Below are 20,735 nucleotides of genomic sequence, written 5' to 3' on the forward strand. Positions count from 1 at the left end.
CTCCTCCCGACACAAGGAACATTCGATGAACAAGCTGTTTGCAGGACTGGCCCTCGCCGCCGCCATGGCCGGCGCCACCTCGGCGATGGCCGCCGAGAAACCAACCGTGGTGCTGGTGCACGGAGCCTTTGCCGATTCCAGCAGCTGGAACGGTGTGGTGAAGATTCTGGAAAAGGACGGTTATCCGGTAATCGCGGCGGCCAACCCGCTGCGTACGCTCAAGGGCGATGCGCAATCAGTCGCCGATGTGCTGGCCGGAATCAAGTCGCCAGTGGTGCTGGTCGGCCACTCCTATGGCGGGCCTGTGATCAGTGAAGCCGCGTACGGCAACGCCAACGTCAAGGCGCTGGTGTATGTCGCGGCGCTGGCGCCCGAAGCGGGTGAAACCGTGGCCGGACTGGCCGGAAAATTCCCCGGAAGCACCCTCGGCCCGACCCTCGCGCCGCCCGTTGTACTGAAGGATGGCGGCAAGGATCTGTACATCCAGCAGGACAAGTTCCACGACCAGTTCGCCGCCGATGTTCCAAACGCTGACGCAAAACTGATGGCCGCTACCCAGCGCCCGGTCACCGAGGCCGCGCTGAACGAGGCAGCCAGCGAGCCGGCCTGGAAAACGATTCCGTCGTGGTTCGTGTACGGCGACAAGGACAAGAACATCCCGCCACAAGCCATGGCGTTCATGGCCGAACGGGCGCACGCCCAAAAGACCGTGGTGGTCAAAGGCGCGTCCCATGTGGTGATGGTGTCGAATCCGAAAACCGTGGCCAGCCTGATCGAATCCGCCGCCACCGCCAAGTGAAACAACAACGCCGCACCTGTCATTGCGACAGGCGCGGCGTTTTGGTTTTAGCGTTTTACGCCCAGATCGACCTGGGTCATGCGGCTGCGCACGGTGAACACACCGTCACCCGAAAGAATCGCGCTACGGGCGAACAACCGACCGCTTTCCCAGTTCGAAAGCCCCAGTTCCGGCTTGTTCAGCGCGTACTGGCCGTCGACCCAACGGGTAATCCCGTTGCCCACGAACGGCGCATTGACCGCGCTGTAGAAACGCTCCTGAACCGCCGCGTCTTCGCTGATCAGCGACACCGTAAACTGCGGGCTGTAACGGTTGAACAGCGCGATGGCCTGATCCAGATCATCGACGATCATCAGGCTGGTTTCCGGGGTCTCTTCCCACTCCCACTCGCGACCCAGTTGTGCCTCGGGCAATGGCTCGGCCAGGGCTTCGGTCTGGTAACCCTCGGCGCGATAGACCTCGACCGTCGCGTTCTGCCAGTCGCTCGGCAGGTAGCTTTCGCTGCCTTCGACGATGTGCAATTTGCAGCCCTGAGCGCGCGCGGTGCCGGCCTGCTGCAAGGCATCGAGGAACAACGGCACCAGTTCAGCGGCACGCTCGCGCTGGATCAGGCAGACGTTGAGGGTGTTGCAGACCTTGCGATCCAGCGAGTTACGTACCACAGCGGCAAAACGTTTTGCGTCGGCATCGCGATCGGCGATCAGCCACGCGCCACCGGTGCCGTGCAGGCTGACGGCGGTACCGGCCTGCTGGGCGATGCTGCCCAACTGGCTGACCGCACGGCCCGATCCACGGGCCACCGCCAGCGACAGACGCCGGTCGGCGAACATCGCCCAACCGGCGGCGTGGTTGACGCTCTCGACCAGCGACACCGCACCCGCCGGCAGTCCGGCATCGGCCAGCGCCGGGTTCAAGGCGTGGGTGACGATGGCTTGTGCGGTGCCCAACGCATCGCTGCCAATGCGCAGCACGGCGGTGTTGCCGGTGCGCAGTACGCCAGCGGCGTCGGCGAAGACGTTCGGCCGGCCTTCGAACACAAACGCGACGATGCCCAGCGGCGACACCACTTGCTCGACCTTCCAGCCGTCGTGTTCGACGCTGCTGATAACCTTGCCGCGCGTGGCCGGCGCATCACGCCAGGCGCGCAGGCCGGCGATCATGTCGCGGCGCATGCGCTCGTCGGCGAGCAAACGAGTGGTCGAACGACCGCGCGCCTTGGCCCGTTCGATGTCAGCGAGGTTGGCAGTTTCGATCAGCGCCCAGGCGTCCGGGTTTTCCAGGCGTTGGGCAAACAGATCGAAGAAGCGGCTGATGGCCTCATCCGACACCGCAGACAACGCAGTAAACGCCGCCGCTGCACGCTCGATCGCATCCGAAGCCGCCTGCTGGTCCACCACGGGAATCAGCAACAACTCGCCACTCACCTGCTCCACCAACAGGTGGTCGCCGGGTCGGAAACGCTCGGCCAGTTCGGGGCTGACCACGGTGACGCGGTTACCGGCGAAAGGGATGGGCGTGCCAGCGACGAGACGTTCGAGCGCGAGAGACATGGAGCGGATTCACCATATTGAGGGCGGCCGGAAAATGTATAGCTTGCCCACCCTCAAAGCAACACAGGCTCAGAACACCGACCAGCCGATCCGCGAGCTGAGCATTTCCAGCGCCGCCATCCCCGCCAGCGAGTTACCCGCCGCGTTGAGCTCCGGCGACCACACGCACACCGTGAATTGCCCCGGCACTACGGCAACGATGCCGCCACCGACACCGCTCTTGCCCGGCAAGCCGACGCGGTAGGCGAAGTTGCCGGCTTCGTCGTACAGGCCGCTGGTGGCCATGATGGAGTTGACTTGCTGGGTCTGGCGGCGGGTGAGGATCTGTTCGCCGCTGTGTTTGCAATAACCGTCGTTGGCCAGGAAGCAGAACGCCCGGGCCAGGTCGATGCAGCTCATGCGCAACGCGCAGTGGCTGAAGTAGCTGCGCAGCACCGCTTCGACGTCGTTGTGGAAGTTGCCGAAGGATTGCATCAGGTAGGCCATCGCCGCGTTGCGTGCGCGGTGCTGGTATTCAGACTCGGCCACTTTGCCGTCGACCATCACCTGCGGATTGCCCGACAACCGACGCACGAAATCGCGCATCGACAACGCCGGTGCGGCAAAACGTGACTGGTTGATGTCGCAGATCACCAGCGCCCCGGCGTTGATGAACGGATTGCGCGGACGGCCGCGTTCGAATTCCAGCTGCACCAGCGAGTTGAACGGCTGGCCGGACGGTTCGTGGCCCAGGCGTTCCCAGATCGCCTCGCCGGAGTGTTCGATGGCCTGCACCAGGCTGAACACCTTGGAAATACTCTGCACCGAGAACAGTGTCTCGGCATCGCCGGCGCAATACATCTCGCCGTCGTTGCCGTACACCGCGATGCCCAGTTGATCGGGCGGCACGGTGCCGAGGGCGGGAATGTAGTCAGCCACCTTGCCCTGCCCGATCAGGGGCCGGACAGCGTCAAGGATCTCGTTCAACAGCGCTTGCATGCCGGGTCTCGAAGTCTCGCCCCATGGGATTGCGGGGACACCGTGGCTAGACGCTGCGCCCGCCAGCCGAATCACACCGCGTTTGTGTATCGCACTGTATACGACGCGGCGACGGACACACCACGCGCACAAATCCCCCCGTTCGCGACACATCACCGATACAGCCCGACGTTCAAATGAACCTGTCGATCGGCAGCCCCGATCAATCCTTTGAACTCACATTTCGTATCGGAGAATCACCATGACCAAACTCTCGAAAACCTCCCTGACGCTCGGCCTGCTGCTGGCCGGTGGCCTGGCCCTGTCCAACGCGGCTTCGGCCTCCGAAGCCTTCAGCGTCAAGCAACTGGATCACGGCTACAGCCAGACCCAGGCCCAGGCCGACACCCCGGAAAAAACCTCGGAAGGCAAATGCGGCGAAGGCAAGTGCGGCGCAGGCGAATAACCCTCTTCACGGGGCACGCCGGTGTCCCGTTTTCCCTTGACTGAACGGAGCCATCCCATGACCACTGCTCTCTCGACGGCCGTCAAAGGCCTGCACCTGAATCTTGATCGCGCAGGCCAATGGCTGGCGCCGCTGACCCTGCGCCTGTTCATCGCCTGGGAGTTTTTCGAATCGGGCCTGGAGAAATTCAACGGCCAGAACTGGTTCGAAGACATTCAGGACCGTTTCCCGTTTCCCTTCGATCACTTGCCGGCGACGCTGAACTGGGAACTGTCGATGTGGGCCGAACTGATCTGCGCGCTGGCGATCCTGATCGGATTCGGCACGCGGATCTCGGCGATTTCACTGATTGTCGTGACGGTCGTCGCTACCGCCGCCGTGCACTGGCCGGCAGACTGGTCGTCGTTGAGCGAACTGGCTCAGGGTTACGCGATCACTAACAAGGGCTTCGGCAACTTCAAGCTGCCGGCGATTTACCTGGCCGCGCTGGTGCCGCTGGTGTTTGCCGGGGCCGGCAAGTTGAGCGTGGATGCGTGGCTGGCGCGAATCTTCTGGAAACGCGCCAGCCGTTGAAGATCAATGCGCCCGGTCAAGGCCCGCCAACAACGCGCTGTCACGGCTGTAGATGTCCGGCGCGTAGAGCACGCGGCCCTTCCCGTCGACCTGTGCCGTCCAGTAAGTCATCAGGATCGGCACCGGGTTGCTCAGGCGGAATTCATGGGTAGCGCCGGTGGCGAGCAAGGTGTCGGTACGGGCCCTTTCCGCCGGGCTTAGCAGGAAGTCGCGCAGTTTCATCGGATGCTCGACCCGCACACAACCGGAACTGAACGCCCGCGGCCCCTTGTCGAACAGCGCCTTGCTCGGCGTGTCGTGCAGGTACACCGAGAACGGGTTCGGGAAGCGGATGACCATTTGCCCCAGCGGATTGCGCGGCCCGGCGTCCTGACGCAGGAGGATATTGCCGGGGTTGTCCCAGTCGATGTCGGCGGCGGCCAGCGGCTGGCCATTGGCGTCGAGCACTTGCAGGTTCTGACGGCTGAGGAAGGTCTGATCCTTGCGGATTGCCGGCAGCTTGTCTTCTTTCCAGATGGTCGGCGGCACGGTCCAGGTCGGGTTCAGCGTCAGGCGTGTGACCCGGGATTTAAGCAGCGGAGTCTGGCGCTCGGCGCGACCGACCTGAGTGCGGGTCTGCCACACCGGCTCGCCGCCCTGGTACAGGGTCAGTTCGGCAGCGGCGACGTTGACCAGCAAACCATCGGGCTCCATGTCCTGGGCCAGCCAGCGGAACCTTTCAAGGTTGACCCGCAGCTGCTCGCGACGTGTCAGCGGGCTGATATTCATCTCGGCAATCGTCCCCGGCCCGACCACACCGTCAGCCTGCAACGAATGGTTGGCCTGGAAGCTTTTCACGGCTTCCACCAAAACACCGTGATAGGCGTTGTCCGGCGTGCCGACCACACTGCTCAGATAACCTTCGCTGTACAGCCGCTTGGCCAGTTCCGGTACGCGTTTGTCTTCCATGTCCGGGCGCAGCAGCGGCCCGTTGCCCACCGATTGCCAGTGCGGCAAGGCTTGCAGGCGTTGCGCGGCATAGAGGTGACGCAGATTCTGATATTGCGCCAGGTTCGGCCGCGCCAGATCGAAGGCCGCCGCCATGTCATGCATGCCCGGCACGGCGATGGCGAGCAGTTCGGCCTGACGGTCACGCGGCGTTTCGTCGGCGTGCCACAACGGTTCGAAATGCGATTGCAGCAGGCGACCGTAATGCAGGTCCTGCAAGGCTTGCAGGTAGTTGCGACTGATGTCGATGTCGGCGCACAGATCGCCGTCCAGCGGAACTGTTTCTGCGACCGGATAGCGTTTCGGATTGAGGCCATCATCGGCCAGCAGCTGCAATTGCGCGTGCAATTGCGGCAATTGCCCGGCCGCCGCCCACACCGGCAGCCAGTCCTGCTGCTGATAGAACGCCTGCAACTGTTCGAGCGCCGGGCCGCCGAGACGGGCGGCAATTGCCGGGCAGGCCTGAGGCAGGCTGATCAACGCGGCCTGCAGCGGGCTTTGCGGCTCGACAGGCATTTCTGCCGGCAGTGTCGGGAGTGCCGGCAGAGGCTCATCGGCACAAACGACAAACGGCGCAGCGAGCAAACAAATGCTCAAGTAGCATGCGTACTTTTTGAACAACTGCTTTACTCCAATCCATGGCCGTCTTGATTGACGGTCAACCTTACATCAGGTGCGGTGATACAGTCAGGTCCGATTCGCGGGCCTGCCGGGGACGACTGGACGTCAGGAGCCAAAGTGCCAAACATGTAACCAGTGAGGACTCACTTTAAATGTTGACGTTTTTGCGCCGACTTCTGCTGACTGCCACTGCCATCGGGCTGGTGACCAGTCAGGTTTTTGCCGCCGGCACCTCGCAGCCGGTTCTCTACAACAGCCTCGCCCACGCCGCTCCGGAACTCAATCCCCAGGCGCTGAAAGGTGCCTTGAACGCCATGCAATGCGCAATCAACAACGGCGCGAAGCAGTCCCGTCACCTGGCGATCATCGATTATTCGCAACCGTCCACCGAGCGACGCCTGTGGATCTTCGACCTGACCAAGAAAAAACTGATCCTGCGCGACCTGGTCGCCCACGGATCGATGTCCGGTGATAACTTCGCCACCCGGTTCTCCAACCGCGAAGGCAGTTTTCAGTCCAGCCTTGGACTGTTCCGCACCCAGGAAAGTTACGAAGGCACCCACGGTTATTCGTTGCGCATGGACGGTCTGGAACCGGGCGTCAACGACATGGCCCGTGACCGCGCCATTGTGATCCACGCCGCCGACTACGTGAATCTGTTCTGGAGCAAACGTACAGGCCGTCTAGGCCGCAGCCAGGGTTGCCCGGCCGTACGCCCGCAAGTTGCCAGACGTGTGATCGACAGTCTGAAGGACGGCCAGTACATGTTCTCCTGGTACCCGGACCAGCACTGGCTGAAGTCCTCGCCGTACCTCAACTGCCAGCCGCAACAGATCGCCAGCATCCTCAGCACCCACGGCAGCTGAAAATATTCGCTGTAATAATCATCCCCTGTTCCCACAGGGGATTTGTGTTTTCAGGGTTTCATTACAGCTTTGTCATTGAGTTGTCGGTTTGCCGAGCGGATCGCTCGGTAGCCTGAAGTTGTTCCGGCATCACTGCCGATCCACTTCACCGACCCGAGTGACTCATCATGAAAACCCTGATCCTTGCCTTCACCGCCCTCCTCGCCACTGGCACTGTGTTCGCCGCCGAAATGCCGGACAACACGGTCATTCACGACACCAACGGCTTCTACGTGCACCTGGATGTCGACAAAGTCCTCTCCAGCACCGATATTTCCCAGGCCTGCGGCGTCATTCCCGCACGACTCAACTACCTCGACCACCAGGGCCGCGAACATGTGCTGGACTATCAAGTGCAAGGCAGCGGTTGCACCAACTGACCAGTGAGGCGCAGTGCCCATGAATATCCTTGTCGTCGAAGACGAACCCAAGGCCGGCAATTACCTGCTCAACGGTTTGCAGGAACTGGGTTACAACGTAAGCCTGGCCCGGGATGGCGCCGACGGTCTGCACCTGGCGCTGGAACACGACTTCGACGTGATCGTGCTGGATGTGATGATGCCGAAAATGGATGGCTGGGAAGTTCTGCGCCGGCTGCGCAAGGAGGCCGACACGCCGGTGCTGTTCCTCACCGCCCGCGACGACATCGCCGACCGGGTCAAGGGTCTGGAACTGGGCGCCGACGACTACCTGATCAAGCCGTTTTCCTTCGCCGAGCTGGTGGCGCGTCTGCGCACCCTGACCCGGCGCGGGCCAATCCATGAAGAAGAGCAATTGCAGGTGGCCGACTTGCAGATCGACGTGCTCAAACGCCGGGTCACCCGCGCCGGCAGCCGGATCACCCTGACCAACAAGGAATTCGCCCTGCTGCAACTGTTCGCCACCCACACCGGCCAGGTGCTGTCGCGCTCGCTGATCGCCTCCCGGGTGTGGGACATGAATTTCGACAGCGACACCAATGTGGTCGATGTCGCCGTGCGCCGCCTGCGGGCAAAGATTGACGACCCGTTCCCGCTCAAGCTGATCCACAGCGTGCGCGGCATCGGCTACCGCTTCGATACCCAGCCATGAAAATCACCGGCACATATTCCCTGACGTTGCGCCTGGCGCTGGTCTTCGCCGTGCTCGCCTTTGCTGCACTGGCAGGCCTGGGCGCGGCGCTTTACAACCAGCTGGAAGAACAACTGACCCGCCGCGACGACATCCAACTGGTCAGCCGCATCGATCAGTTGCGCACCATCCTCAACGACAGCAACACCCTGGAGTTGATCAAGAACAAACCGGCGCTGTTCCAGAACATGCTGGGCAACCGCGAAGCGCTGTTGACCATCGGTGCGCCGGGGAAACCGCCCTTGTTCGTGGTCAACCCCAGCGACCTGGCACTGCCGAGCGTGCCCGCCGTGCCGGTCGACCATGTCATGGCCCTCAACGACGTACAGCATCTGCCAAGCCTCAACGGCGTGCCGTTCTCGGCGGTGGCGGCCAGTATCGACTCCGGCGACCAGGGCAATCTGCAGGTGCTCATCGCCAAGGTGATGAGCGAGCGCACGGCGATGCTCGCCAATTACCGGCTCAGCGTGTACGGCCTCGCATCATTGGCCGCGATTGTGCTGGCACTGGTCGGCTGCCTGCTGGTGTATCGCGGCCTGCTGCCGTTGCGGCGGATTGCCCGGCATGCCCACGGGATCGGCATCGCCAACCTCGGTGAACGCCTCGACCGCCACGGCACGCCCCGGGAATTGCAGCCGATGATCGAAGCCTTCAATGCGATGCTGGACCGGCTCGACAGAGGTGTTGCGCAACTGAGCCAGGTCTCCACCGACATGGCCCACGAACTGCGCACGCCGATCAACAATTTGCTCGGTGAAACCCAGGTCGCCCTGCAACAGCACCGCAGCGTCGACGCCTATCAACAGCTGCTCGCCTCCAACGTCGAAGAACTCGAACGGCTGGCACGCATGCTCGACAACATGCTGTTTCTCGCCCGCACCGACCCGGCCAGTGCCTTGAGCCAGCGTCAGGAGCTGGACGCCTGCGATGAAATGCAGCGCATCGCCGATTACTTCGAAGGCCTTGCGGCGGATGTCGGCGTCACCATCGAGGCCCGTGGCAGCGGCGTGATCTGGGCCGAACCGATGTTGCTGCGCCGGGCCCTGGCCAATCTGTGCGCCAACGCGATCAAGTACGGCGCAGCGGATTCGACGATGCAGGTTGAAGCCATGGCCGAGCCGGATGGCAGCTACCTGCGGGTACGTAATCACGGGGCAACAATTCCTGCCGAACACCTGTCGCGGCTGTTCGAGCGCTTCTACCGCGTCGATCCGTCCCGCGAGCGTTCGGCCCAATCCAACGGTCTGGGCCTGTCGATCGTCGCGACCATCATGCAATTGCATCAGGGCCGCTACAGCGTCAGCAGCGTTGAGGGTGTTACCTGCTTTGAGCTGTTCTTTCCTGCGCGGGAGACGCGAGACGCAGGTGTGTGAGGGCTCCGAGCGCAAGCGCCGCGAGCATCAACGTCGTGGCAACGCCGAAAGTCATGTGCAAACCGCTCGCGATGACCGCAGCCGTCGCCCGGGTCGGATCGTCCGTGGCCAGGGCAAACACCGCACCCATGGCCGCCGCCCCGGTGATCAACCCCAGATTGCGTGACAACCCGAGCATGGCCGACACCACCCCGTGTTGATCCTGCCCGACACCCGCCATCAGCCCAGTATTGTTGGCGGCCTGGAACAGCGCATAACTCAATGCAACCACCGTTATCGGTAACACATAGGCAAGCAGTCCCAGACTCACCGGCAACAGCGCCAGCAAACCGCAACCGCAGGCCAGTCCGAGCAACGCGCCCGGCACCATTCGCCGCGCCCCGAAACGATCCACCAGACGCCCGGCCGGCACGCCACTGAACGCCGCCAGCAACGGCCCGACCGACAACACAAGTCCGACCTGAGTGCTGCTGAGCCCCAAGCCTCGACTCAGGTAAAACGGCCCGACCACCAGCGTGGTCATCATCACCGTGGTCACCAGCAAGGTCAGGGCGAGACTGCTGCTGATGCGTGAATCGGTGAACAACGACAAATGAATCAGCGGCGCCCTGCTCTTCTTCTCGATCAGGATGAACAGCCCCAATCCCAACAGACTGATCAGCAACAACGTCTGGGTGAATCCCTCAACCGTCATCGCCAGTGCATAGGTCGCCAGCGTCAGCATCAGCACCGCGGTGCCGGGATAATCAAACGCAACTGGCTTGCGGGCGATTCGATCCTTGGGCAGATAGCGATACACCAGCCATGCGTTGAGCAAGCCCAACGGTACATTGATCACAAAGATCGACTGCCAGCCGACATGCGCCATCAACAGCCCACCGAGCGAAGGCCCGAGGGTCGTGCCGGTCGCCGACATCGTAGCGAGCAACCCCATCGCACTGCCGGCCCGGGCTTTGGGCACTGCATCGGCCACCAGCGCCACGGTCAACGCGAACATGATCGCCGCGCCCACGCCTTGCACCGCCCGCGCGCCGATCAGCCAGGCAAGGCTCGGCGCCAGTGCGCATGCAAGGGACGCAGCGGTAAAGATGCCGATGCCGATCAACAGCAAGCGCCGCCGCCCGAAGCCGTCACCCAGCCGTCCGACGCTGACAATCAAGGTGGTGACCGCCAGCAGATAGGCCAGCACGATCCACTGCACTTCCTGAAACGTCGCATCGAAGGCCGCCGCCAGGGTCGGCAGTCCGGCGTTGGCAATGCTGGTGTCCAGCGACGGCATCAACATCGACAGCGCCAGACTGGTCAGCGCCCAGCGGGCTGAAGGGCTCAGGGGTTCTCGGTGCATGGGGGGACTCACAGGGCAAAGGTCATGGGCATAGCCTGAGCCTCGACAATACAAGGCGCAAGACGCATGCTTTGCACTTGATACCTGCATGGAACGCCATGTCATGACTGCACCGGACCTGAACCTGTTGATCACCCTCGACGTGCTGCTGAGCGAAGGCAGCGTGGCCCGCGCCGCCACGCGCCTGGGTCTGAGTCCGTCCGCCATGAGCCGGGCGCTGGCCCGACTGCGGGAAACCACGGGGGATCCGCTGCTGGTACGTGCCGGTCGCGGACTGGTGCCAACCCCGCGTGCGCTGGAGTTGCGCGACCGGGTCAGCTATCTGGTACAGGAAGCCGAAGCGGTTCTGCGTCCGGCAGAAGTGCTCGATCCCGGCCAGTTGCGGCGCACCTTCACTCTGCGCAACACCGACGGGTTTGTCGAAACCTTTGCCGCCGCCCTGCTCGCCCGCATCGCCGAAGAGGCGCCCGACGTGCGACTGCGTTTTGTGCAAAAGGCTGACAAGGACAGCACACTGCTGCGCGAAGGCCGGGTGGATCTGGAAACCGGCGTGGTCGATGACAGCACCGACCCGACGTTGCACAGTCGCATCCTGTTCCGCGATCAGTGGATCGGTGTGGTGCGTGAGGGGCATCCGTTGAGCAGCGGCAAGGTCAGCGCCAAACGCTTCGCTGCAGGCCAGCACATTCTGGTGTCACGACGCGGGCGCAGCAGCGGCCCGGTGGACGAGGCGCTGCTCGCCTTCGGCCTGACGCGGGACATCGTCACTTCGTTCGGCGGCTTTTCGGCAGCGCTGACGCTGGTCCGTGAATCGGACCTGATCGCCACCGTTCCGGAACGTCACACCAGCAAACTGCGCACGGGTCTGCACAGTTTCGCCCTGCCGTTGCGCATGCCGGACATCAGCGTGTCCATGCTCTGGCATCCACGCATGGACGCCGATCCGGCGCATCGCTGGTTGCGCAATTGTGTGCGAGAGGTTTGCGCCTAGCGCGCCTCCCCGTCCTTGGGTTTGTAAAACAGGAATTTCCCGGTCTCGGCGGTCTTGGTGTACTTCTTCGCCCAGCTCGGGTCGACGTTGTGGTCATGAAAATACAGCGCGCCATGGGTGCGATCCGTGAGCTGGCGGTTCAGCGCCTTGCCGGCAATATCCTTGGCCAGCGCATATTCGGCGTCTTCCTTGACCTGATCCGACTTGCCGTCGCACCACCAGGAAAACTGGCAACTCTTGGTTTCCGAGCCCTGCTTGACCACTTCGCACACGGTGCCGGGGAAGCCGTCGTGGCCGAGACGATTCATCACCACATTGGCCACGGCTTCCATTTCCGCCGTGTCCTTGCCCTTGGCTTCCCAATAGATGCTGCGCGCCAGGCAGGTGATCGGGTCGTCCAGCGGCGCGGTGCCGGCCGGGTCGACGGCTTGCACCTCTTTCGGGGTGATGGCTTCGGACTTCGGCGCCGGGGGCGCGTCGGGTTTGTCGGCAGCCTTTTCTTCCAGTACCTCGGCTTTCGCTTCGGCCTTTTCCTTGATCGGTGCCTGATCGGTGGCCAGCACCGCGCCGCTCAGCAGGGTCAACACAAGACAACAGATCAGCCCGTGCAATTTCATGATCGATTCTTCCGGCAGCGCCCGTTGCGGGCAAAGTGTTACGTGGCTGAGACGCCCGGTTTCCGGGGACTTCGCAGAGTGTAGACGGCAGAATCCGGCGCAACGTTCCGTGCTGAAAACCACACCATGAAGAAAAAAGACATTGCACGACCCCGGGGCGTTTCGCGCATCATGGGCGCACTCAGCCCAAGGGAGATTTCCATGCGCTTCATGCCATCCGTTCTGCGACTCGCCGTGTTGTCCACGGGACTGGCGTTGGCCACCTCGGCCATGGCCACCGAAGAGTCGCAACTGGTCGAGTCGATCAACAGCTACCGCAGCCAGCCGCAGCGTTGTGGCACTCAGGCGTCCAGCGAATTGCCGCCGCTGTCGGCCGACCCGCGCCTGATTCTGCCAGCCACCGGCGTCGTCGATCTGCAACAGGCCATGGCCAGCGCCAGCTACCCGATGGTCAATGTGCAGGCGATCACCCTCAACGGCCCTCGGGATGCGGCATCGGCGATGAAGGCGATTCAGGAGAGTTTCTGTCAGGTGGTGCTGGATCCGCAGTTCGTCGATATCGGCGTCAGCCGCGCCGACCGTGACTGGCGCATCACGCTGGCGCGACCACTGCTGTCGGCGCGTCTGGGCGATGGGCAAGCCGAAGGCCAGAAGTTGCTGACACAACTCAACGCCGCCCGCAGCCAGCCACGCCAGTGCGGTGGCCAGGCCTTCTCCGCCGCCGCGCCGCTGGCGTGGAACGCCGTGCTCGGCGGTGTGGCCCAGGATCACAGCCGTCAGATGGCCAACAACAATTATTTCGACCACAAGGACCGCGACGGCCGTACCCCCGGCGACCGCGCCGAACTGGCCGGCTACAGCGGTCAGCAGGTCGGCGAGAACATCGCCGCCGGGCAGGATACCGTGCAGAAAGTCGTCGCCGGCTGGCTCGCCAGCCCCGGTCATTGCGCCAACCTGATGAACCCGCAGTACCGGGAACTGGGTGCCGCTTACGCAGTCGATCCGAAGAGCAGCGCCGGCATTTACTGGACGGCGATGTTTGGCGGGGAATAAACCTCAAGGCACCCTCCCATCAGGAGGATGCAAAAAACCGGAGCCAGGCTCCGGTTTTTTTATGCTCAGTGAGTCCTCATCCCCGCCGCATGCATCGCCAGTTTCAGCAGACTCGCCACCACCGCCAGCGACACCACGCTGCCGGACCAGATCAGCAGCAGCCAGCCCAGACGTTTGTACCAGCGGCTCTTCACTTCACGCATTTCAATGGTAGCCATCGCCGATCCTCACTTTGCCGCGGAACACGTAGTAGTTCCAGAAGGTGTACATCAGGATCACCGGCAGGATGAACAGCGCGCCGATCAGGGCGAACAACTGGCTGGTGGCCGGTGATGCCGCCGCCCACAGGCTGACCGAGGGCGGGATGATGTTCGGCCAGATGCTCAGCGCCAGCCCGATGTAACCGAGGAACATCAGCACCAGGGTGAACACGAATGGCCAGTGGGTGTGCCGCTGACGCAGCGAACGCAACAGCCCGAACAGCGACAATGCCGCCAGCACCACCAGCCCCGCGAACACGGTCAGGTGTGCATGGTTGAACCAGCGAGTGGCCAGTTCCGGGTGCAGTTGCAGCGTCCACGCGCCGATCATCACCACCATCGCCAGCAGCAGCCACGCCAATGGACGGCTGTAGTGACGCATCCGCGACTCGAGCATGCCTTCGGTTTTAACCAGCAGCCAAGTGCTGCCCAGCAAAGCGTAAGCGACCACCAGACCGACGCCGCAGACCAGCGGGAACGGTGCGAGCCAGTCCAGACCGCCACCGGCAAACTGCCGATCCACCACGGGGATCCCGGCCACATACGCGCCGATCACCACACCTTGGGAGAACGTCGCCAGCAGCGAACCGCCGATGAACGCCCAGTCCCACAGATAGCGTTTTTCCGCCGGCGCCTTGAAGCGAAACTCGAACGCCACTCCACGGAAGATCAGCCCCGCCAGCATGAAGATCAGCGGCAGATACAGCGCCTCCAGAATCACCCCGTAAGCCAGCGGAAACGCGCCGTACAGCGCCGCACCGCCGAGCACCAGCCAGGTTTCGTTGCCGTCCCACACGGGTGCGACGGTGTTCATCATCACGTCGCGTTCCTGCTCGTCGCTGATCAGCGGAAACAGGATCCCGAGGCCCAGATCGAAGCCGTCCATGATCACGTACATCATCACCCCGAAGGCAATGATCACGCCCCAGATCAACGAGAGATCGATACCTTGAATACCCATGACTCAACGCTCCTTTATCAGTGGATCCGGGTCGCGGATTCGAGGTTGTCGGTGACCGCCGAGAGAGGCCGGCGCGGGGTCTGTATCTGGGCGCCTTCAGGCGGGTGTTCGTGGTGCGGCTGCGGGCCTTTGCTCACGAGCTTCATCATGTAGCCGATGCCCACGGTGAACACCGAGCAGTAGATGACAACGAACAGCGCCAGCGAGGTACTCATCTGCGCCACCGAGTGATGGGACGCGGCGTCATGGGTACGCATCAGGCCGTACACCACCCACGGCTGACGCCCGACTTCAGTGGTGATCCAACCCGCCAGCAACGCGACCAGACCACTCGGCCCCATCAACAGCACCAGACGCTGGAAGCCGCGATGACGGTAGACCTTGCCATTGCGCCGCAACGCCAGGCCCAGCACGCCGACCAGAATCATCAACATCCCCAGCCCGGCCATCACCCGGAAGCTCCAGAAAATCACGGTCGAGTTCGGCCGGTCTTCTTTCGGGAAGCTCTTGAGCGCCGGGATCTGCTTGTCGAGGCTGTGGGTGAGGATCAGGCTGCCAAGGTACGGAATCTCGATGGCGTATTTGGTCTTCTCCGCCTGCATGTCCGGGATGCCGAACAGCACCAGCGGGGTCGGTCCGTTGTCGGCGTTTTCCCAGTGACCTTCGATGGCGGCGATTTTCGCCGGTTGGTGTTCCAGAGTGTTCAAGCCATGGGCGTCACCGACCACCGCTTGAATCGGCGCCACGATCAGCGCCATCCACAGCGCCATGGAAAACATCTTGCGCACCGGTTGGGTGTCGTTGCCGCGCAGTAAATGCCAGGCCGCCGAAGCGCCGACAAAAAACGCCGTGGCCACGAACGCGGCAATCGCCATGTGCGCCAGACGGAACGGGAACGACGGGTTGAACACGATGGCCAGCCAGTCCAGCGGCATCACCCGGCCGTCGACGATTTCGAAACCCTGCGGGGTCTGCATCCAGCTGTTGGAGGCGAGAATCCAGAAGGTCGAAATCAGCGTGCCGATGGCGACCATCACCGTGGCAAAGAAGTGCAAGCCACGGCCCACGCGGTTCCAGCCGAACAGCATCACCCCGAGAAACCCGGCCTCGAGGAAGAACGCGGTCAGCACTTCATAGGTCAGCAACGGCCCGGTGACGCTGCCGGCGAAGTCGGAAAACCCGCTCCAGTTGGTGCCGAACTGGTACGCCATGACCAGACCCGACACCACGCCCATGCCGAAGTTGACAGCGAAGATCTTCGACCAGAAATGGTAGAGATCGCGGTAAGTGTCGTTATGGGTTTTCAGCCACAGGCCTTCGAGCACCGCCAGGAAACTCGCAAGACCAATGGTGATCGCCGGAAAAATGATGTGGAACGAAACCGTGAACGCGAATTGAATTCGCGCCAGGTCCAGTGCCTCCAGGTTGAACATGATGATGTCCTCATCAAGGCTGAAAAGCGGCAGCACACGGCCGGGCCACCGCCAGGCGCGAACGCCTGCAGCCAGTCAAATTGCAAAAGGGTTGGATCGCGTGAGTCGGTCAGGCCACCGACGACGAAATCAGGTTGCTCGCCTCGGCCGCTTCGAGGCGGATCGCCACGAACTTGGAGGTCGGCGTGTAAGTGCGATCACCGTAGCTTTCCAGCGGCACCAGCGGATTGGTTTCCGGGTAGTACGCAGCGGCTTGCCCCGCTGGAATGTCGTAGGCGATCAGGGTGAAACCGCTGACCCGACGCTCGCGCTCGTCATCCCACAGCGCGACCAGATCAACCTTCTGCCCCGGTTCGAAACCGAGCCGGCGGATGTCCTGCTCGTTGGCGAACACAACGTCGCGCATGCCGTAGACTCCGCGATAACGGTCGTCGAGGCCGTACAGCGTGGTGTTGTACTGATCGTGGGAACGCATGGTTTGCAGGATCAGATGCGGTTTGACCGGCAGGTTACGTACGCCTTCGCTGATCAGATGCTCGGGCAGCACGCACGGGGTGAACTGGGCTTTACCGGATTCGGTGTTCCAGACACGGTCGGAGGCGTCGTTGCCGAGGTGGAAACCACCGGGGATCAGCAGCTTCTCGTTGAAATTTTCGAAGCCCGGAATCACGTCGGCGATCAGGTTGCGGATGCGACCGTAGTCGCCCACCGCCCATTCCCAGTCGATCGGGTGTTTGCCCAGGGTCGCGGCGGCAATCCCGGCAATGATCGCCGGCTCGGATTTCAGATGCGCCGACTTCGGCTTCAACTTACCGAACGACAAGTGCACCATGCTGAAGGTGTCTTCCACGGTTACGCCTTGCGGACCTTCGGCCTGCACGTCGATATCGGTACGGCCCAGGCACGGCAGGATCAGCGCATCACGCCCGGTCACCAGATGGCTGCGGTTGAGCTTGGTCGAGATGTGCACGGTCAGGTCGAGTTTGCGCATCGCCTCGTGGGTGCGCGGGGTGTCCGGCGTGGCCTGGGCGAAGTTGCCGCCCAGACCGATAAACACCTTGGCTTCGCCACGTTCCATGGCACCAATCGCCATGACCGTGTTGTGGCCGTGCATGCGCGGCACCTTGAAGTTGAAGCGCTTTTCCAGGGCGTCCATCAGCTCTTTCGGCGCCAGTTCGTTGATGCCCATCGTGCGGTCGCCCTGCACGTTGCTGTGGCCACGCACCGGTGACAGCCCGGCACCCGGACGGCCAACGTTGCCGCGCAGCAGTTGCAGGTTGATGACTTCCTGCAGGGTCGGCACCGAGTGCACGTGCTGGGTCAGGCCCATGGCCCAGCACATGATCACGCTCTTGGCGCGGGCATACATGCGCGCTGCCAGTTCGATGTCATGCAGCGGCACGCCGGACTGTTCGACGATGTGCTCCCAACTGGTTGCATCGACTTCGGCGAGGTAGCTGTCGAGGCCCGAGGTGTGCTCGGCAATGAACGCGTGATCGAACACCGGTTCGCCGCCCGAGGCCTGGGCTTCACGTTCCCATTGCAGCAGGAACTTGACCATGCCGCGGATCATCGCCATGTCGCCGCCCAAGGCTGGACGGAAGTACGCGGTGTTGGTCGCTTCCCAGCCGTTGCTGAGCATCTCGATCGGGTTTTGCGGGTTCTGGAAACGCTCCAGCCCACGCTCCTTGAGCGGGTTGATGCACACCACCTGCGCGCCGCGCTTCACCGCTTCACGCAGCGGTTCGAGCATGCGCGGGTGGTTGGTGCCGGGGTTCTGGCCGATCACGAAAATCGCGTCGGCGTGGTGCAGGTCTTCGTAGACCACCGTGCCTTTGCCGACACCCAGGGTCTCGCCCATGCTCACCGCACTGGCTTCGTGGCACATGTTCGAGCAGTCCGGGAAGTTGTTGGTGCCGTAGGCGCGGACGAACAACTGATAGAGAAACGCCGCTTCGTTGCTGGCGCGACCCGAGGTGTAGAACTCGGCCTCGTGAGGCGATTTCAGGCCTTTGAGGTGCTTGGCGATCAGCGCGAACGCCTCGTCCCAGGTGGTTTCCACATAGCGATCGATCCGCGCGTCGTAACGCATCGGATGGGTGATACGGCCCTGATATTCGAGCCAGTAATCGCTTTGCTCGGTCAGCGTCGACACCGTGTACTTGTTGAAGAATGCCGGATCGACCAGGCGGCCGGTGGCCTCCCAGTTCACCGCTTTGGCGCCGTTCTCGCAGAACTTCAGCATGCTCGCGCCAGGTGCTTCACCCCAGGCGCAACCGGGGCAGTCGAAGCCGCCGTTCTGGTTGGTCTTGAGCATGGCGCGGATGTTTTTCAGGGCGTTTTCACTGCCCAGCCAGTTCTTGGTGAGGCTGATCACAGCGCCCCAACCCGCAGCGGCGCCCTTGTAGGGTTTGTAACGGTCGACTTGTGACATGGGACTTCTCCATGACGATGCACACAGGCAAAAACCTGATCGGGTTTAAACAGCGACGACTGACTTTCAAGTTCAAAAGCGGTCGTTTCGTTTGACGGGGCCAAGGATATGAACCGCTGCAAAAACTTGTCTAATCGCTATTAATGACTGCGTTATCGAAAGCATCTATCACGGCGTTAAACCCTTTAAATACGGGCACTTGCAAAACTAAGAAGCGCAAAAACCTGAATAATTATTTCATCATCGACAGCATCAATCGGCCGGTCATTAATAGTGATTGGACGCTGTCATAAGTTGCTCATAACCTGCGCCGACCCAATCCCTTCAATAGCGGATTTCACCCAAGCGAGGCTGTCATGTCAGAGCGCGTCTTGATCGATGGTTACAACCGCCGCGTCGACTACCTGCGCATGTCGGTCACCGACCGCTGCGACTTCCGCTGCGTGTATTGCATGGCTGAAGACATGCAGTTTCTGCCACGCCAACGGGTACTGACGCTGGAGGAGATCTATCAACTGGCGCAGAGCTTTGTCGCACTGGGCACCCGCAAGATTCGCCTGACCGGCGGTGAGCCGTTGATTCGTCCCGGTGTCGTCGGGTTGTGCAAGCAGATCGCTGCCCTGCCCGGCCTGCGCGAGTTGTGCCTGACCACCAACGGTTCGCAGCTCGTCAAACTCGCCAGCCCGCTGTTCGACGCCGGGGTCAAGCGCCTCAACGTCAGCCTCGACAGCCTCGATGCCGCGCGCTTCAAGCAGATGACCCGCACCGGCGACCTGGCACAAGTGATCAACGGCATCGATGCCGCCCGCGAGGCCGGATTTACCCGCACTAAACTCAACTGCGTGGTGATGCAGGGCCGCAACGATCACGAGATCAACGACCTGGTGCAGTTCGCCATCGAACGGGATCTGGACATTTCCTTTATCGAGGAAATGCCGCTGGGCATCATCAGCGAACACAGTCGCGCCGAGTCGTTCTTTTCCAGCACCCAGGTGCGCGAAAAGATCGCCGAACGCTACACCCTGATCGATTCCGCCGAGTCGACCCAGGGTCCGTCGCGCTACTGGCGGCTGGCGGAGGCACCGCACATTCGGCTGGGGTTCATTTCGCCCCACAGCCACAATTTCTGCGGCACCTGCAACCGGGTGCGGCTGACGGTGGAGGGGCGTTTGCTACTGTGTCTGGGGAACGAGCATTCGGTGGATTTGAAAGCGGTGCTGCGCGCCCATCCGGGTCAACCGGAGCGGCTGGAGAAAGCGATCATCGACGCGATGAAGCTCAAGCCTTACCGGCACAACTTTGAAGTGAACGACGACGTGCAAGTGGTGCGTTTCATGAACATGACCGGCGGCTGAACCGCCACGTTTTCAAGGCAAAAAAGCATGATCATCCGGCCCAAGATCAATCAGTTCGCCGTCCTGTTTACCCTCAAGGGTTCGATTGCCAAGCGCATCGCCCTGCGCACCCTGATGGTCACGCTGCTGGCGTCGGCCATCGTGCTGGTGGAAATGCTCCACCCGAGCAACTTTACCAAGGTCAACGCCACGCCGTTCACCTTGCTCGGTCTGTCACTGTCGATCTTCATGAATTTTCGCAACAACGCCTGCTACGACCGCTGGTACGAAGCGCGCAAAGCCTGGGGTGAGGTGATCGTGCATGTGCGCTCGGTGATTCGCGAAACCCATGTCATCCGCGAATCGGCGCAGCGTCGACTGTTGCTGCTGAACCTCTGCGGTTTCGCTCACGCGTTGAATGCGCGGTTGCGCCGGGAAGACGAAGCCGCCGCCAGCGCCGAGTGGATCACCCCGCAACACGATGCACAGGTGCCGGACTACAGCGGGCGCATCCTGCAAACCGTCGGCCAGCAATGTTCCGACCTGCATGAGGCGGGCGATCTCAGTGAATGGCGCTACATGCTGTTGGCCAATCACCTGACCAGCCTGACTCAGGCACAAGCGGTGTGCGAGCGGATCAAGAACACGCCGCTACCCTTCCCTTACACCTTGCTGCTGCACCGCACGATTTACCTGTTCTGCATCCTGCTGCCGTTCGCCATGGCCGAACCGCTGGGCTGGCTGACACCGCTGTTCACGGCGATTGTCAGCTACACCTTCTTCGGTCTGGATGCGATTGCCGATGAGCTGGAAGACCCGTTCGGCCGGGATGAAAACGATTTGCCGACCGATGCGCTGGTGCGGGGTATCGAGCGGGATATTCTCTCGGAACTCGGTGTCGAGCCTTTGCCTCCGGCACTGAAACCGGTGGACTACGTGCTCAGTTGATTGAATACCTCCCCTTGG

General features: G+C 62.2%; 20 protein-coding genes. 11 read left to right on the forward strand and 9 right to left on the reverse strand.

Annotation, left to right across the window (positions count from 1 at the left end; translation table 11 throughout):
- Window positions 1-25 precede the first annotated feature (25 nt).
- Complete coding sequence (locus AC07VV_RS07150; RefSeq protein ID WP_495035792.1) at window positions 26-799, forward strand: alpha/beta fold hydrolase; 774 nt, start codon at window positions 26-28, stop codon at window positions 797-799.
- A 47-nt stretch (window positions 800-846) separates the two neighbouring features.
- Here AC07VV_RS07150 and AC07VV_RS07155 read toward each other — a convergent pair whose 3' ends face one another.
- Window positions 847-2,349 (reverse strand): aldehyde dehydrogenase family protein, encoded by a 1,503-nt coding sequence (locus AC07VV_RS07155; protein ID WP_495035793.1) that lies wholly within the window; start codon window positions 2,347-2,349, stop codon window positions 847-849.
- Between the two features lie 69 nt (window positions 2,350-2,418).
- Entirely contained in the window at window positions 2,419-3,327 is a 909-nt protein-coding gene (gene glsB / locus AC07VV_RS07160; RefSeq protein ID WP_096820185.1) for a glutaminase B, read from the reverse strand.
- Window positions 3,328-3,568: 241 nt separating this feature from the next.
- Between glsB and AC07VV_RS07165 the strand changes: the two genes are divergently transcribed.
- Entirely contained in the window at window positions 3,569-3,772 is a 204-nt protein-coding gene (locus AC07VV_RS07165) for an HvfA family oxazolone/thioamide-modified RiPP metallophore (protein WP_085711459.1), read from the forward strand.
- A gap of 57 nt (window positions 3,773-3,829) precedes the next feature.
- Window positions 3,830-4,345 (forward strand): HvfX family Cu-binding RiPP maturation protein, encoded by a 516-nt coding sequence (locus AC07VV_RS07170; protein WP_495035794.1) that lies wholly within the window; start codon window positions 3,830-3,832, stop codon window positions 4,343-4,345.
- A gap of 3 nt (window positions 4,346-4,348) precedes the next feature.
- Here AC07VV_RS07170 and AC07VV_RS07175 read toward each other — a convergent pair whose 3' ends face one another.
- Window positions 4,349-5,953, reverse strand: coding sequence for a L,D-transpeptidase family protein (locus tag AC07VV_RS07175; RefSeq protein WP_495035795.1), 1,605 nt, complete (start codon window positions 5,951-5,953; stop codon window positions 4,349-4,351).
- Window positions 5,954-6,105: 152 nt separating this feature from the next.
- Here AC07VV_RS07175 and AC07VV_RS07180 point away from each other — a divergent pair, with 152 nt between their 5' ends.
- The 4 genes from AC07VV_RS07180 to AC07VV_RS07195 all read left to right on the forward strand — a co-directional run bounded on the left by AC07VV_RS07180 (window position 6,106) and on the right by AC07VV_RS07195 (window position 9,341).
- Window positions 6,106-6,819, forward strand: a complete 714-nt coding sequence (locus tag AC07VV_RS07180; RefSeq protein ID WP_096820189.1) for a murein L,D-transpeptidase catalytic domain family protein — start codon at window positions 6,106-6,108, stop codon at window positions 6,817-6,819.
- Window positions 6,820-6,986: 167 nt separating this feature from the next.
- Complete coding sequence (locus tag AC07VV_RS07185) at window positions 6,987-7,238, forward strand: DUF2790 domain-containing protein (RefSeq protein WP_085711463.1); 252 nt, start codon at window positions 6,987-6,989, stop codon at window positions 7,236-7,238.
- 19 nt (window positions 7,239-7,257) lie between these two features.
- Complete coding sequence (locus AC07VV_RS07190) at window positions 7,258-7,929, forward strand: heavy metal response regulator transcription factor (RefSeq protein ID WP_085732003.1); 672 nt, start codon at window positions 7,258-7,260, stop codon at window positions 7,927-7,929.
- On the forward strand, window positions 7,926-9,341 hold the full coding sequence (locus tag AC07VV_RS07195; protein WP_495035796.1) for a heavy metal sensor histidine kinase: 1,416 nt from the start codon (window positions 7,926-7,928) through the stop codon (window positions 9,339-9,341). The genes AC07VV_RS07190 and AC07VV_RS07195 overlap by 4 nt, the downstream gene beginning before the upstream one ends.
- Here the strand turns inward: AC07VV_RS07195 and AC07VV_RS07200 are convergent.
- Window positions 9,286-10,686 carry an MFS transporter gene (locus tag AC07VV_RS07200; protein ID WP_495035797.1) on the reverse strand — a complete coding sequence of 467 codons (1,401 nt, stop codon included), beginning with the start codon at window positions 10,684-10,686 and terminating at the stop codon, window positions 9,286-9,288. The genes AC07VV_RS07195 and AC07VV_RS07200 overlap by 56 nt on opposite strands.
- 103 nt (window positions 10,687-10,789) lie before the next feature.
- Here AC07VV_RS07200 and AC07VV_RS07205 point away from each other — a divergent pair, with 103 nt between their 5' ends.
- Complete coding sequence (locus tag AC07VV_RS07205) at window positions 10,790-11,677, forward strand: LysR family transcriptional regulator (RefSeq protein ID WP_495035798.1); 888 nt, start codon at window positions 10,790-10,792, stop codon at window positions 11,675-11,677.
- Here the strand turns inward: AC07VV_RS07205 and AC07VV_RS07210 are convergent.
- Complete coding sequence (locus AC07VV_RS07210) at window positions 11,674-12,294, reverse strand: cell wall hydrolase (RefSeq protein WP_495035799.1); 621 nt, start codon at window positions 12,292-12,294, stop codon at window positions 11,674-11,676. The two genes, AC07VV_RS07205 and AC07VV_RS07210, sit on opposite strands and share 4 nt — an antisense overlap.
- A gap of 201 nt (window positions 12,295-12,495) precedes the next feature.
- Here AC07VV_RS07210 and AC07VV_RS07215 point away from each other — a divergent pair, with 201 nt between their 5' ends.
- A complete protein-coding gene (locus tag AC07VV_RS07215; RefSeq protein ID WP_495035800.1) occupies window positions 12,496-13,347 on the forward strand; it encodes a CAP domain-containing protein in 852 nt (283 codons plus the stop codon).
- A 65-nt stretch (window positions 13,348-13,412) separates the two neighbouring features.
- On the opposite strand, the gene AC07VV_RS07220 is transcribed toward AC07VV_RS07215, so the two are convergent.
- The 4 genes from AC07VV_RS07220 to AC07VV_RS07235 form a co-directional block, all read right to left on the reverse strand.
- Window positions 13,413-13,565, reverse strand: a complete 153-nt coding sequence (locus tag AC07VV_RS07220; RefSeq protein WP_082302443.1) for a DUF2474 domain-containing protein — start codon at window positions 13,563-13,565, stop codon at window positions 13,413-13,415.
- Window positions 13,552-14,568: a cytochrome d ubiquinol oxidase subunit II gene (gene cydB / locus AC07VV_RS07225; RefSeq protein WP_495035801.1), complete on the reverse strand. Its 1,017-nt coding sequence runs from the start codon at window positions 14,566-14,568 to the stop codon at window positions 13,552-13,554. Before cydB ends, AC07VV_RS07220 begins: the two co-directional genes overlap by 14 nt.
- 17 nt (window positions 14,569-14,585) lie before the next feature.
- A complete protein-coding gene (locus AC07VV_RS07230; RefSeq protein WP_495035802.1) occupies window positions 14,586-16,001 on the reverse strand; it encodes a cytochrome ubiquinol oxidase subunit I in 1,416 nt (471 codons plus the stop codon).
- A 109-nt stretch (window positions 16,002-16,110) separates the two neighbouring features.
- The gene (locus AC07VV_RS07235; protein ID WP_495035803.1) at window positions 16,111-18,435 is read right to left on the reverse strand and encodes an FdhF/YdeP family oxidoreductase; all 2,325 of its coding nucleotides are present in this window, start codon (window positions 18,433-18,435) and stop codon (window positions 16,111-16,113) included.
- A gap of 356 nt (window positions 18,436-18,791) precedes the next feature.
- Between AC07VV_RS07235 and moaA the strand changes: the two genes are divergently transcribed.
- Window positions 18,792-19,790 carry a GTP 3',8-cyclase MoaA gene (gene moaA, locus AC07VV_RS07240; protein WP_495035804.1) on the forward strand — a complete coding sequence of 333 codons (999 nt, stop codon included), beginning with the start codon at window positions 18,792-18,794 and terminating at the stop codon, window positions 19,788-19,790.
- A gap of 27 nt (window positions 19,791-19,817) precedes the next feature.
- Window positions 19,818-20,717: a bestrophin family protein gene (locus AC07VV_RS07245; protein ID WP_495035805.1), complete on the forward strand. Its 900-nt coding sequence runs from the start codon at window positions 19,818-19,820 to the stop codon at window positions 20,715-20,717.
- The last annotated feature ends 18 nt before the right edge of the window (window positions 20,718-20,735 follow it).

The sequence above is a fragment of the Pseudomonas sp. GW821-FHT02C04 genome, from assembly GCF_059421845.1.

What these genes read in the sequence shown, in the direction of transcription:
- AC07VV_RS07150 (WP_495035792.1), top strand. Translation starts at nt 26, where the DNA reads ATGAACAAGCTGTTTGCAGGACTGGCCCTCGCCGCCGCCATGGCCGGC.
- AC07VV_RS07155 (WP_495035793.1), bottom strand. Translation starts at nt 2,349, where the DNA reads ATGTCTCTCGCGCTCGAACGTCTCGTCGCTGGCACGCCCATCCCTTTC.
- glsB (WP_096820185.1), bottom strand. Translation starts at nt 3,327, where the DNA reads ATGCAAGCGCTGTTGAACGAGATCCTTGACGCTGTCCGGCCCCTGATC.
- AC07VV_RS07165 (WP_085711459.1), top strand. Translation starts at nt 3,569, where the DNA reads ATGACCAAACTCTCGAAAACCTCCCTGACGCTCGGCCTGCTGCTGGCC.
- AC07VV_RS07170 (WP_495035794.1), top strand. Translation starts at nt 3,830, where the DNA reads ATGACCACTGCTCTCTCGACGGCCGTCAAAGGCCTGCACCTGAATCTT.
- AC07VV_RS07180 (WP_096820189.1), top strand. Translation starts at nt 6,106, where the DNA reads ATGTTGACGTTTTTGCGCCGACTTCTGCTGACTGCCACTGCCATCGGG.
- AC07VV_RS07185 (WP_085711463.1), top strand. Translation starts at nt 6,987, where the DNA reads ATGAAAACCCTGATCCTTGCCTTCACCGCCCTCCTCGCCACTGGCACT.
- AC07VV_RS07190 (WP_085732003.1), top strand. Translation starts at nt 7,258, where the DNA reads ATGAATATCCTTGTCGTCGAAGACGAACCCAAGGCCGGCAATTACCTG.
- AC07VV_RS07195 (WP_495035796.1), top strand. Translation starts at nt 7,926, where the DNA reads ATGAAAATCACCGGCACATATTCCCTGACGTTGCGCCTGGCGCTGGTC.
- AC07VV_RS07200 (WP_495035797.1), bottom strand. Translation starts at nt 10,686, where the DNA reads ATGCACCGAGAACCCCTGAGCCCTTCAGCCCGCTGGGCGCTGACCAGT.
- AC07VV_RS07205 (WP_495035798.1), top strand. Translation starts at nt 10,790, where the DNA reads ATGACTGCACCGGACCTGAACCTGTTGATCACCCTCGACGTGCTGCTG.
- AC07VV_RS07210 (WP_495035799.1), bottom strand. Translation starts at nt 12,294, where the DNA reads ATGAAATTGCACGGGCTGATCTGTTGTCTTGTGTTGACCCTGCTGAGC.
- AC07VV_RS07215 (WP_495035800.1), top strand. Translation starts at nt 12,496, where the DNA reads ATGCGCTTCATGCCATCCGTTCTGCGACTCGCCGTGTTGTCCACGGGA.
- AC07VV_RS07220 (WP_082302443.1), bottom strand. Translation starts at nt 13,565, where the DNA reads ATGGCTACCATTGAAATGCGTGAAGTGAAGAGCCGCTGGTACAAACGT.
- cydB (WP_495035801.1), bottom strand. Translation starts at nt 14,568, where the DNA reads ATGGGTATTCAAGGTATCGATCTCTCGTTGATCTGGGGCGTGATCATT.
- AC07VV_RS07230 (WP_495035802.1), bottom strand. Translation starts at nt 16,001, where the DNA reads ATGTTCAACCTGGAGGCACTGGACCTGGCGCGAATTCAATTCGCGTTC.
- AC07VV_RS07235 (WP_495035803.1), bottom strand. Translation starts at nt 18,435, where the DNA reads ATGTCACAAGTCGACCGTTACAAACCCTACAAGGGCGCCGCTGCGGGT.
- moaA (WP_495035804.1), top strand. Translation starts at nt 18,792, where the DNA reads ATGTCAGAGCGCGTCTTGATCGATGGTTACAACCGCCGCGTCGACTAC.
- AC07VV_RS07245 (WP_495035805.1), top strand. Translation starts at nt 19,818, where the DNA reads ATGATCATCCGGCCCAAGATCAATCAGTTCGCCGTCCTGTTTACCCTC.